At 71.3% G+C, this 11,464-nt stretch carries 16 protein-coding genes; 14 read left to right on the top strand and 2 right to left on the bottom strand.

Features of this window, described 5'->3' with window-relative positions:
- The first annotated feature begins 19 nt into the window (after positions 1-19).
- From fabG to STRTUCAR8_RS04630, 10 genes are all read left to right on the top strand, one after another.
- Positions 20-763 carry a 3-oxoacyl-ACP reductase FabG gene (gene fabG / locus STRTUCAR8_RS04675; protein WP_006374269.1) on the top strand — a complete coding sequence of 248 codons (744 nt, stop codon included), beginning with the start codon at positions 20-22 and terminating at the stop codon, positions 761-763.
- A 10-nt stretch (positions 764-773) separates the two neighbouring features.
- Positions 774-2,327: a peptide MFS transporter gene (locus STRTUCAR8_RS04670; RefSeq protein WP_006374280.1), complete on the top strand. Its 1,554-nt coding sequence runs from the start codon at positions 774-776 to the stop codon at positions 2,325-2,327.
- 134 nt (positions 2,328-2,461) lie between these two features.
- Positions 2,462-2,782 (top strand): TcmI family type II polyketide cyclase, encoded by a 321-nt coding sequence (locus STRTUCAR8_RS04665; protein ID WP_006374274.1) that lies wholly within the window; start codon positions 2,462-2,464, stop codon positions 2,780-2,782.
- A 73-nt stretch (positions 2,783-2,855) separates the two neighbouring features.
- A complete protein-coding gene (locus STRTUCAR8_RS04660) occupies positions 2,856-3,281 on the top strand; it encodes a cupin domain-containing protein (protein WP_006374273.1) in 426 nt (141 codons plus the stop codon).
- Positions 3,278-4,543, top strand: coding sequence for a beta-ketoacyl-[acyl-carrier-protein] synthase family protein (locus STRTUCAR8_RS04655; RefSeq protein ID WP_006374278.1), 1,266 nt, complete (start codon positions 3,278-3,280; stop codon positions 4,541-4,543). The genes STRTUCAR8_RS04660 and STRTUCAR8_RS04655 overlap by 4 nt, the downstream gene beginning before the upstream one ends.
- Positions 4,540-5,751 carry a ketosynthase chain-length factor gene (locus STRTUCAR8_RS04650; protein WP_006374275.1) on the top strand — a complete coding sequence of 404 codons (1,212 nt, stop codon included), beginning with the start codon at positions 4,540-4,542 and terminating at the stop codon, positions 5,749-5,751. Before STRTUCAR8_RS04655 ends, STRTUCAR8_RS04650 begins: the two co-directional genes overlap by 4 nt.
- A gap of 90 nt (positions 5,752-5,841) precedes the next feature.
- Entirely contained in the window at positions 5,842-6,093 is a 252-nt protein-coding gene (locus tag STRTUCAR8_RS04645; RefSeq protein WP_006374271.1) for an acyl carrier protein, read from the top strand.
- 1 nt (position 6,094) lies between these two features.
- Positions 6,095-6,559, top strand: coding sequence for an SRPBCC family protein (locus STRTUCAR8_RS04640; RefSeq protein ID WP_006374283.1), 465 nt, complete (start codon positions 6,095-6,097; stop codon positions 6,557-6,559).
- Positions 6,556-6,888: an antibiotic biosynthesis monooxygenase family protein gene (locus STRTUCAR8_RS04635; protein WP_006374282.1), complete on the top strand. Its 333-nt coding sequence runs from the start codon at positions 6,556-6,558 to the stop codon at positions 6,886-6,888. The genes STRTUCAR8_RS04640 and STRTUCAR8_RS04635 overlap by 4 nt, the downstream gene beginning before the upstream one ends.
- Before the next feature lie 16 nt (positions 6,889-6,904).
- Positions 6,905-7,339: an SCP2 sterol-binding domain-containing protein gene (locus STRTUCAR8_RS04630; protein WP_006374272.1), complete on the top strand. Its 435-nt coding sequence runs from the start codon at positions 6,905-6,907 to the stop codon at positions 7,337-7,339.
- Positions 7,340-7,456: 117 nt separating this feature from the next.
- On the opposite strand, the gene STRTUCAR8_RS04625 is transcribed toward STRTUCAR8_RS04630, so the two are convergent.
- Together STRTUCAR8_RS04625 and STRTUCAR8_RS04620 are read right to left on the bottom strand one after the other, a co-directional pair.
- Entirely contained in the window at positions 7,457-8,197 is a 741-nt protein-coding gene (locus tag STRTUCAR8_RS04625) for a SchA/CurD-like domain-containing protein (RefSeq protein ID WP_006374276.1), read from the bottom strand.
- Between the two features lie 65 nt (positions 8,198-8,262).
- On the bottom strand, positions 8,263-8,709 hold the full coding sequence (locus STRTUCAR8_RS04620; protein WP_006374279.1) for an anthrone oxygenase family protein: 447 nt from the start codon (positions 8,707-8,709) through the stop codon (positions 8,263-8,265).
- A 204-nt stretch (positions 8,710-8,913) separates the two neighbouring features.
- Between STRTUCAR8_RS04620 and STRTUCAR8_RS04615 the strand changes: the two genes are divergently transcribed.
- The 4 genes from STRTUCAR8_RS04615 to STRTUCAR8_RS04600 form a co-directional block, all read left to right on the top strand.
- Positions 8,914-9,378: an anthrone oxygenase family protein gene (locus STRTUCAR8_RS04615; protein ID WP_006374270.1), complete on the top strand. Its 465-nt coding sequence runs from the start codon at positions 8,914-8,916 to the stop codon at positions 9,376-9,378.
- 22 nt (positions 9,379-9,400) lie between these two features.
- Positions 9,401-10,462 (top strand): methyltransferase, encoded by a 1,062-nt coding sequence (locus STRTUCAR8_RS04610; protein WP_006374281.1) that lies wholly within the window; start codon positions 9,401-9,403, stop codon positions 10,460-10,462.
- Positions 10,463-10,532: 70 nt separating this feature from the next.
- Positions 10,533-11,282: an SDR family NAD(P)-dependent oxidoreductase gene (locus STRTUCAR8_RS04605; protein ID WP_006374277.1), complete on the top strand. Its 750-nt coding sequence runs from the start codon at positions 10,533-10,535 to the stop codon at positions 11,280-11,282.
- A gap of 1 nt (position 11,283) precedes the next feature.
- On the top strand, positions 11,284-11,464 hold a 181-nt coding region (locus STRTUCAR8_RS04600; protein WP_044471631.1), incomplete at its 3' end, for an antibiotic biosynthesis monooxygenase family protein.

Genomic DNA, 11,464 nt, shown 5'->3' with positions numbered 1-11,464 from the left:
CCCACAGGAGGGTCATGTCATGACCGAGAGACGTTGTGCGCTGGTGACCGGCGGGTCGCGGGGCATCGGGCGCGCGGTCGCGGTGCGGCTCGCGGAGGCGGGTTACGACATCGGGTTCTGCTCCCGTTCCGCCGACGAGGCGGCCCTGGAGACCACCCGGCTCGTCGCGGAGACCGGCGCGGCCGTCCACCACGTCGTCTGTGACGTCACGGACGGCGAGGCGGTCCGCGGGTTCGTCGACGAGACCGAGGAGAAGCTCGGCCTGCCGCCGTACGCGGTGGTCAACTCCGCCGGAATCCTCCGGGACCGCCCCATGGCACTGATGTCGGAGGGCGACTGGCACTCGGTCGTCGGCACCAGCCTCGACGGTGCCTTCCATCTGTCCCGCGCCGTACTGCGCGGCATGATCACCCGCAGGGCCGGCGCGGTAGTGAACGTGTCCTCCGTGATCGGTGTGTTCGGCAACCCCGGCCAGACCAACTACGCCACGGCCAAGGCGGGCCTCAACGGTCTCACCCGTGCCCTCGCCAAGGAGGTCGCCCCCTACGGGGTGCGGGTCAACGCCGTGGCGCCCGGGTTCATCGACACCGACATGCTCGGCGGCATGACCGACAAAGCCCGCGCCGCCGCCCTCGGCAAGGTCGCCATGGGCCGCTTCGGCACCCCTGAGTCCGTCGCCGAACTCGTCGCGTTCCTGCTCTCCGACGCCGCCGACTACGTCACCGGCCAGGTGGTGCGGATCGACGGCGGGATCTCCCTGTGAGCGCGCCGGGATGACGACCTCACAGAACGGGACCACCGACGTCTCCGTCCCGCCTCCGCATCCGGACGCCGCCACCCGGCCCGTCCGCGCCCTGTTCCGCGAACGCTGGTTCAGCACCCTGTTCATGACCGACATGTGGGAGCGCTTCAGCTTCTACGGCATGCAGGCGCTGCTCTTCCTCTACGCCACCGCGCCGACCGGCGAGGGCGGGCTCGGGCTGGCCGACGGCACCGCCGGCGCGCTCTTCGGGCTCTACATCTCCGCGTCGTTCCTCGCCGCGATGCCCGGCGGCTGGCTCGGCGACCGGGTGCTCGGCACCCACCGGGCGATGCTGACCGGGGCCCTCGTCATCGCGGCCGGGCACGCCTGTATGGCCGTACCCACGCACACCACCTTCTACCTGGGCCTGTTGCTGATCGCCTGCGGCACGGGCCTGCTGAAGCCCAACCTGCCCGTGATGTTCGACCAGATGAACCCGGGGGCGGGCAGCGCCCAGCGGCAGGCGGCGTTCTCCGTCTTCTACATGAGCGTCCAGGTCAGCGCGCTCGTCGGCCCCCTGGTCACCGGCACCCTGGGGGAACGCGTCAACTGGCACCTGGGCTTCGGCGCCGCCGGGGTCGGCATGGTCCTCGGTGTCCTCCAGTACCTGCACGGGGCCCCGACGCTGCGCGGGACCCGCACCGGCCCCGCCCGTCCGCTGCCGCCCGCCGCGCTGCGCAGACTGGTGCGCGGGGCATGGGTGGCGCTGGCCGGGGCCGTACTGGTGGTCACCGGGATCTCCCTGGCCGGGGGGCTGCCGCTGCGGCCGGTGCTGGCGCTGTGCGGGCTGGCCTCGCTGGTGGCGCCGATCTGGTACTTCCGGCGGCTGCTGCGCGGGGCGGAGCTGGACGCCGCCGAACGCGAACGCATCCGCGGCTACCGCAGGATCTTCGTACCGTCGGTGCTGTTCTGGGCGATGTACGGCCAACTCGGCTCCGTCTTCAGCCTGTTCGCCCGCGAGCACACCGACCGGGACATCGCCGGGTTCACGGTCCCGGCGAGCTGGTTCCAGTCCGCGCATCCACTGTTCCTGCTGCTGCTCGCCCCGCTCTTCGCCTGGCTGTGGCTGCGGCTCGCGGCCCGGGCGGACACGGTACGGAAGTTCTCCGCCGGGCTGCTGTGCGCGGCCGGGGGGTTCGCCGTGCTCGCGGCCGGTGCCTGGTTCGCGGACGACGGAGGTGTGCCGGTCTCCGCGCTCTGGCTGCTGGGGGCCTTCCTGTGCATGACGTGCGGCGAACTGGTCTTCGGGCCGGTCGGGCTGAGCACCACGGCGGAGAGCGCGCCCGAGGGGCACGGCAGCCGCATGATGGGCCTCTTCTACCTGGGGGCCGCGCTGGGCGCCGGTCTGGGCGGCCAGCTCTCCCACTTCGTGGGCGTGGTGCCGCTGTGGACGTATCTGGCGGCCTTCGCGACCGCCGCCACCGTCACCGCGCTGCTCCTGTTCCGCGGAACGACCCGCGGACCGTCTCGCGGAGGCTCTCGTGGGGCGGGGCCCGAGGCGCGTCGCAGAACGGCTCAAATCTGACGTCGAGTTGCTCTGGACGAGGCCTCAAGCAAGCCCGTCCAGCATCGAAAGCGGCAGGTCCGACCGCTTACGGACCCCACCGAAAGCCCCGGGCGGCCCCACCGTCCGCAGGCGACAACCCGTTAGGAGTCCCCATGGCGCATCGCACGCTCATCGTCGCGCGGATGGACCACGACGACGCCGAGAACGTCGCCGGGCTCTTCGCCGAGTCCGACGCGACCGAACTGCCCCACATGATCGGCGTCCAACGCCGCACCCTCTTCCGCTTCCAAGGCCTCTACTTCCACCTGGTCGAGGCCGAGCAGCCGATCAACGGCAACCTCTACCAGGCCCGCAGCCACCCGCTCTACGAGGACATCAACACCAGGCTCCAGGAGTTCATGACGCCGTACTCCCCGACCTGGCGCGAGCCCAAGGACTCGATGGCCGAGTCCTTCTACACCTGGACCCCCTGAGCCCCAGACGTCCGCCGCATCCCGGCCCGCCCTCCCCAGGCGGCCCGGACTCACGTCCCCACCTGGAGCACCTATGCAGACCACCGACCTCATCAAGGTCGCCATCGACGACGTACCGCCCAACCGCAAACGCGGCGGCGACCTGCGTGTCCTGCTCAGCCCCAAGACCTGCGGAGCGACCTCGGGGTTCATGGGCGTCGGCACCCTGGAGCCCGGCGAGTTCGTGTCCGAGCACTACCACGAGTACTCCGAGGAGTTCTTCTACGCCATCCGAGGCCGGCTGCTGCTGCGCGTCGACGGCCGGGAACTGGTGCTGGAGCCCGGCGAGTCCTTCATGGTCCCGATCGGGGTGCGACACCGTATCGAGAACCCCTTCGACGAGCAGGCGTTCGTCTCCTTCTTCCTCAGCCCGCTCGCCCCGCGCCCCGAACTCGGCCATGTCGACTGCGAGCCGCTGCCCGGCGAGGGCACGCTGCCCGAAGTGGGAGGCGCCGTATGACCGGGCGGGCGGTGATCACCGGCATCGGGGTCGTCGCTCCCGGGCAGCCGGGCCGGGAGGCGTTCTGGGAGATGATCGTCAAAGGCAAGACGGCGACCCGGCGCATCACGCTCTTCGACCCGACGCCCTTCCGCGGTCGCGTCGGCGCGGAGTGCGACTTCGATCCCGAGCGGGCCGGCCTGTCGTTCCAGGAGATCCGGCGCACCGACCGGGCCGGCCAGTTCGCCCTGGTCGCCACCCGGGAGGCGATGGCCGACAGCGGACTCGACCTGGACGCCGAGGACCCGCACCGGATCGGGGTGAGCGTCGGCAACGGCGTCGGCAACGCCATCTCCATGGAGCAGGAGTACCGCACGGTCAGCGACAACGGCCGCAACTGGCTGGTCGACCAGGGCTATATGAAACCCCACCTGTACTCCTACGTGATGTCCAGCTCGCTGGCGACCGAGGTGGCGTGGGCCGCCGGTGCCGAGGGCCCGGCGACCGTCGTCAGCTCGGGGTGCTGCGCCGGCATCGACGCGGTCGGATACGCCGTCGACCTGATCCGCGAGGGCTCGGCGGACGTGATGGTCGCCGGGGCCACGGACGCGCCGATCTACCCGGTCACCGTGTCCTGCTTCGACGCCCTGCGGGCCTCCTCCACCAGCAACGACGACCCGGAGCACGCCTGCCGCCCCTTCGACCGGCGCCGCAACGGGCTGGTGCTGGGCGAGGGTTCGGCGGTGTTCGTGATCGAGGAGCTGGAGCACGCCCGCCGCCGGGGCGCCCGGATCTACTGCGAGGTCGCCGGCTACTCGGCCCGCGCGAACGGCTACCACATGACCGGCCTCAGGCCCGACGGCCGCGAGATGGGCGAGGCGATCACCGCCGCGCTCGACGAGGCCCGGATCAACCCCGACGAGATCGACTACGCCAACGCCCACGGCAGCGGCACCAAGCAGAACGACCGGCACGAGACGGCCGCGTACAAGCGCAGCCTCGGCGAGCACGCCTACCGCGTCCCGGTCAGCTCCATCAAGTCGATGGTCGGGCACTCACTCGGGTCCATCGGCTCGATCGAGATCGCGGCCAGCGCCCTGGCCATGGATCGGGGCGCGATTCCGCCCACCGCCAACTACGAGGAGCGCGACCCCGAGTGCGACCTGGACTATGTGCCGGGCACCGCACGGGAGGCGGAACTCGACGTCGTCCTCAGCGTCGGCAGCGGCTTCGGCGGCTTTCAGAGCGCGGTCGTCCTCACCTCCCCGAGGAGGATCGCGTGAACGCCCCCGTGATCACCGGTCTCGGCGTGGTCGCGCCCAACGGGCAGGACCGCGAGGCGTGGTGGCGGGCGACCCTCGACGGGACGTCCGGCCTCGGCCGGATCAGCCGCTTCGACCCGGCGCGCTACCCGGTACGGGTCGCCGGCGAGGCCACCGGCTTCGACCCGGCCGAGCACGCGCCGCAGCGGCTGGTCAGCGAGACCGACCCCATGACGCAGTACGCCTTCGCCGCGGCCAACGAGGCACTCGCCGACGCGGCCGTGGTACCGGACGACTTCGCCGACCTCGACATGGCGGTCATCACCGCCAACTCCTCGGGCGGCGTCGAGTTCGGCCAGCGCGAGCTGCAGAAGCTGTACAGCGAAGGACCGCAGGCCGTGGGCGCCTACATGTCCATCGCCTGGTTCTACGCGGCGACCACCGGGCAGCTGTCCATCAGGCACGGTATGCGCGGCCCGTGCGGAGTGCTCTGCTCCGAGCAGGCCGGCGGCCTGGACGCCCTGGCGCAGGCCCGGCGCGTCCTCGCCAAGGGCACCCGGCTGGTGCTGTCCGGCGGCACCGACGCCTCGCTGTCCCCGTACGGACTGGTCTGCCAGCTCTCCAACGGACGGCTCAGTGAGGAACACCGGCCCGAACGGGCGTACGTGCCCTTCGACTCCGAGGCGAGCGGCTACGTACCGGGGGAGGGCGGCGCGATCTTCGTGGTGGAGAGCCACGCCGATGCCCGCGCCCGGGACGTCGAGCGGATCTACGCCGAGGTCTCCGGCTACGCCGCCACCTTCGACCCCCGCCCCGGCTCAGGCCGCCCGCCCGGTCTGCGCCGGGCCGCCGAACTAGCCCTGGCGGACGCCTCGTTGGCCCCGTCGGACGTCGATGTGGTGTTCGCCGACGGCTATGGCGTACCCGAGCTGGACCGGCAGGAGGCCGAGGCTCTCACCGCCGTGTTCGGCCCGGGGGCGGTCCCGGTGACCGTGCCCAAGACCATGACCGGCCGCCTCTACGCGGGCGGGGCCGCACTCGACGTCGCCGCCGCCGTGCTCGCGCTGCGCGACCAGGTGATCCCGCCGTCGGTCAACGTCCGCCCCGACCCGGAACACCGGCTCGACCTGGTCGTCGGCGCACCCCGCGAGACCCGGCTGCGCACCGCGCTGGTGCTGAGCCGCGGCTACGGCGGCTTCAACGCGGCCGTGGTGCTGCGCGCCGCATAGCACCGTCCCGGTGCCGTGGGCCGTCCGACGCCCACCACTCTTCCCACCCGCCCGTCCACCGCGATCCACATGTCCCCATGGAGGAACCCCATGAGCGCCAACATGACCTTCGACGACCTCAAGGCAGTCATGAGCCGGTGCACCGGTGACGTCGACGAGCTCAACCCGGACAACCTCGACGCCGCCTTCACCGACATCGGCTACGACTCGCTCGCGGTGCTGGAGATCGCCAGCCAGATCCAGCGCGAGTACAGCCTGCAGATACCCGACGAGGCCATCGAGGGCATGAACTCGCCCCAGGCCGTCATCGACTACGTCAACGCCAGCCTCGCGGCGGTCTGACGTGGCGCACACCGACAACACCGTCGTCATCGACGCGCCCATGGAGCTCGTCTGGGCGATGACGAACGACGTCGAGTCCTGGCCCGGACTGTTCTCCGAGTACGCCGCCGCCGAGATCCTCGGCCGCGACGGCGCCACCGTACGGTTCCGGCTCACCCTGCACCCGGACGAGAACGGCGCCGTCTGGAGCTGGGTCTCCGAGCGCACCCCCGACCCGGAGACCCGGACCGTACGGGCGCGGCGGATCGAGACCGGCCCCTTCGAGCACATGGACATCTTCTGGACCTACACCGGGACCGACGGCGGAGTGGAGATGCGCTGGCGCCAGGAGTTCGCCGTCCGCTCCGGACTGCCGTTCGGTGACAAGGAGATGACCGAGCGGCTCAACACCAACACCCGCCGGGAGATGGCCCGGATCAAGGGGCTGGTGGAGGAGGCCGCCGCGCGGGCGGCGGTGCGCTCGTGACGGCGGCGCCGGCCGGGCTGCGGGTCCTGCTGCGGATCCGCATCGCCCCAGGGCGGGAAGCCGTGTTCGAGGAGCTGTGGCGCGATCACGCCGAGACCGTGCGCCGGTTCCCCGACAACCATGGCCAGCAACTCCTGCGCGACACCGCCGAACCCGGCAGCTACACCGTGCTGACGGACTGGACGGACGAACCGTCCTTCCGGGCCTTCGAACGCAGCCCCGAACAGCAGGCCTACCTGAAGGTGCTCTGGCCGCTGCGGGAGGGCGGCGAGATGCGACTGCTCGAACCGCTCCACCAACTGACACCGGCCACCCCGGCCGAAGCCTGAGGACCAGGAGGAACCGATGAGTACGCAAGCGGAACAGGTGACCGAGCTGATCGATCTGGTCGAGTCGGTGCCGGCCAAGGAACTGGAAGCCGTGGTGGCCCAGCGGGAGGGCGGGCTGGACGGCTCCCTGACGCTGGTCTTCGAGCTGCTGGTCTCGGAGTTCAACCCGGAGAAGGCCAAGGGCCAGGGCGGCGTCTTCCAGTTCGAGATCGCCTCCGGTGAGGGCCCCAAGCTGCACTACGTGCAGGTCGACGCGGGCACCTGCCGTACCGACAAGGGCCGGCACGAGAACCCCGACATCACCATCGGGATCAAGTTCCCCGACATGCTGGCCATGGGCGTGGGCAAACTGCCCGGCGCCAAGGCCTTCCTGACGGGCAAGCTGAAGCTGCGCGGCAGCCCGCTCATGGGCACCAAGCTCGGCGAGTGGTTCGACCACCCCGAGGTCTGAGGCCCCGCGCCACACGGAACGGACACGGAAACCGCCGCCGGGACCAGCACCCGGCGGCGGTTTCCGTGCGGTGTGCCGCCGTACGGACGAGGCGGCGGCCGTGAGGAGTACGGGCCGTCAGTCGACGCCCAGCACGGACATGTGCGCGATCGACAGCATCGCCTGCTCGTGCACCAGGGCCAGATACGCGTCCGGGTGGGCGGGCCGCACGGCGTCCAGCAGATACGGCTCGAGCCAGGTCTCGGCCGCCGTGCCGAAACAGCGTTCCGTCAGATAGCCGACGACGTCGTAGGGGTGGCCGTCGTACTGGACGACCCGGACCAGGGTGTCCTCGTGCAGGAACAGCGCGGTGCGCACGATCGACGGATGCTCCGGCGACAGCAGCAGCGTCGCCGGGCGGTTGGCGGTCGCGCGCGTCGCGGCCAGTTCCTCGCCGGCGCCCCGGCGCAGCGGATAGCGCAGGGCGACCGTACCGGCCGCGGGCCGTTCGTCCGGGCTGTGCTGCTCCAGCACGGTCATGAAACTGCGGTGGAAGTGCTGCCGGAACCCCTCGGGGGTCTCGGTGTCCCGGGGCTCGGTCAGATACGGCAGGATCGCCCGCTCGGCCTCACGCACGCCGTTCTGCACCGACATGTGCCGGGCGATCCGGTCCGCCGAGACACCGTCGTGGTGGATCACCCGCACCAGGGTGTCCCCCTGGACGAACAGACCGGTGCCCAGCAGCATCCCGGCCGTCTCACCGGAGGCGTCCTTGATCACGGGCGAGTCGACCCGGGTGAAGTTGTGCGGTGCGAAGACCTCCGTGAGTTCGTCCTCGTGGCCGGGACGGACACGGTAGGTGATGGCGTTCAGTGACATGGGTTCTCCTCCTCGGCGACGCTCGCGCGTCGACGGCCTGCAGGGAGTGGCGGGTTGCCGGTCGTTCAGGGGGTGGCCAGTGCGGCCACGGTGACGGTGGTCAGGGCGAGCGCGGCCAGTGCCGTACGCAGCCGGTGCCAGGCGCGCCACAGCGGACGGGGGTCCTGCCAGGGGCCGTCCGCGGCGAGCCCGGCCAGCGAGCGGTTGATCGGCACGTTGCCGAGGTGCGAGACGGCCTGCACCCCGATGAGCAGCACCGACGCGACCGGGAACAGCACCCGGCCCGGTCCCTCGGCGAGCACCCCGAGGACGAACCCGCTGAGGGTCACGACGTTGACGAGGACCGGCATCAGCGGGTGGTAGCCCTTGCCCAGCAGGGCGTGGGCGCGGAGGTAGTCGGCGCGGTCCATGACCGCCATGGCGGGGGCCACACTGACCAGAACCGCCACGAAGATGCCCGTGACGGTTCCCGTTCCGATGAGCACGACCCCGGTCAGTACTTCCTTGAGCATCACGACTCCCGGTCCGTGGTGGATGTACCGATGACCTTGGCCCCACCTGCTCGATTCGCTGTGGAGGGGTGCTCGACGCCGGGGCCCGCGGGCCCGTGCCCGGACTGTCGAGCCGTCTTCGAGTCCCCTTCGACCTGCCCCTTCCAGAGTCGGGGCAGCGGTCCGCCGCACACGGGCGGCGGCCGGATCGAGAGGGTGACTGTGGTGGATCCGGTCCAGGTACTGATGCCCGGGGCGCTGCTCGCCGGCGGTCTCGCGGCCGGCGGCCTCGCGATCTCCGTGCTGGCGGCCCCGTTGTTCACCACCCTGCCCACCGGGATGTACGTCCCGGTGCACAAGGGTCTCGTCACCCGCTTCGACCCGTTCATGCCGCTGACGCTGCTGAGCTGTCTGCTGTGCGACCTCGCCCTGGTCGCCACCGGCCCCGGCACCGCCGTACGGCTTCTCGCGGCCCTCGGGGCGCTGCTGCTGGTGGCGGCCATGACGGTCTCGCTCACCAAGAACGTGCCGATCAACCGGTGGCTGTCGACGCTCGACCCCGCGCGTCTGCCCGCCGACTTCGACCGCCTCGACCCGCGTGAGCGCTGGATCCGCTGGAACCGGGTCCGGGGCGCGCTCGCCGTCGCCGCGCTGCTGGCGAACGTCAGCGCCGCCGCCGTGCTCATCTGACCTAGGAGAAGGTGTGGACCCCATGACCGGAGTGGTCGGCCCGGCGATGACCGCCGCGCTGCCGCCGCACGTACGGCTTCTGCTGCTGACCGACGGCAAACGGATATCCCGGGTGCTGCACGTCGTCGCCGAGCTGGGCATCGCCGACGAACTGGCCGGCGGCCCGCTCACGGTGGCGGCGCTGGCCGAACGGACCGCCACCCACGAGGACTCGCTCGGGCGGGTGCTGCGCGTCGCCGCCGCCTTCGGCGTCTTCGCCGAACAGCCCGACGGCACCTACGCGCTCACCGACATGGGCGAGGTGCTGCGCTCCGACGTCCCCGGCAGCCAACGGGACATGGTCCTGTACAACGGCGACGAGATGCTGTGGCGGTCCTACGGCGCCCTGATGCACACCGTGCGCACCGGGGAGCCCGCCTTCGAGGCCGCCTACGGGCACGGCTTCTTCGCGCACCTGGAGCAGGACCCGCAGGCCGGGGCGCTCTTCGACCGTGCGATGACCGGGATGAGCCGGGCCACCACCCGGATGCTGCTCGACAGCTTCGACTTCGGCCGCTTCGGCCGGATCGCCGACGTCGGAGGCGGACGCGGCTTCTTCCTCTCCGAGCTGCTCCGGCACAACCCCGGCGTCCGCGGCACGCTCGTCGACCGCCCGACGGTGGTGGCGGAGGCGCACAAGCTCCTCGACGAGGCCGGGGTCGCGGACCGCGCCGAGGTCGTGCCCGGCGACTTCTTCGCCGAACTGCCCGCGGGCCGGGACGCGTACGTGCTCAAGGCGGTGCTGCACGACTGGGACGACGAGCGGGCCGCCGCGATCCTCGGCCGCATCCGCGACGCACTGGCCGACGCCCCCGAAGGACGGCTGCTCATCTGCGAGTTCCTGGTCGGACCGGCCAACGAGTGGGACCGCGGCAAGCTCCTCGACCTGGACATGCTCATCCGCTTCGGCGGACGGGAGCGCAGCGAGCCCCAGTGGCGGGCGCTGCTCGCCAGGGCGGGCTTCGAGCTGGTGAACGAGCCGGTCGCCGGCCGCTGGGCGGTCCTGGAGTGCCGCCCCCTCCCGGGCGCCCCGGCCACCGGGTGAACGGACGAACAGGCCAACAGATCAACAGGTCAACAGGCGAACAGGCCGGCAGATGACAACGGAGGATGGCATGCAGCTTCGACTGGTGGGAAAGAACGCGCTCGTCACCGGCGGTAGCCGGGGCATAGGGCGGGCCGTGGTGCTGGCGCTCGCGAACGCCGGCGCCTCGGTGGTGACCTGCTACCGGCAGGAGGGCGAGGCCGTGGACAGCCTCGCCCGCGAGCTGAAGGAGATCGGCGGCGAACACGCCCTGGTACGCGCCGACGTCGGCACGGCCGAGGGCGTCGAGACCCTCCTCGCGGCGGTCCGGGAGCGGTTCGAGACGCTGGACGTGCTGGTCAACAACGCGGGCGTGATCAGCCAGATCCCCTTCGCCCAGCTGCCGTTCGAGGAGTGGGAGCGGGTGATCAGCACCAACCTCACCGGCCCGTTCATGGTGATCAGCAAGGCCCTGCCGCTGCTGCGCGAGGGCTCCTCGGTCATCAACATCGGCTCACGCGGCGCCATGGCCGGCATCCCGCTGCGGGGCCACTACACCGCCTCCAAGGCGGGCCTCGTCGGCCTGACCCGCACGCTCTGCAAGGAACTCGGCGGCAAGGGCATCCGGTTCAACGTGGTGGCTCCCGGAGTCATCGACACCTCCTCGCCCGACGAACTGACCGACGAGCAGCGCGCCGCCTACGACGAGCGCTACCTCCGGATGATGGCCCTCGGCCGGTTCGGGCGCCCCGAGGAGATCGCCGGCGCCGTCCTGTTCCTCGCGAGCGAGCTGTCCACCTACGTCAACGGCGAGACCCTGCACGTCGACGGGGGTGTCTGAGATGACGACGCAGCCCGGCACCTTCCGGGTGCTGCTGACCGTCGAGGTCAGGCCGGGCATGGAGGCGGACTTCGAGAACGTGTGGGCCGAGGGCAGCAAGGAGGTCACGGCCCAGCGCGCCAACCTGGGCCACACCCTGGCGCGCAGCGCGAAGGAGGCCTCCGTCTACTACGTGGTGAGCG

Origin of the sequence: Streptomyces turgidiscabies Car8 (genome assembly GCF_000331005.1) — a bacterium.
Lineage (GTDB): Bacteria > Actinomycetota > Actinomycetes > Streptomycetales > Streptomycetaceae > Streptomyces > Streptomyces turgidiscabies.
Note: the sequence above shows the minus strand (reverse complement) of the source record. Positions and strands in the feature narration are given on the sequence as shown.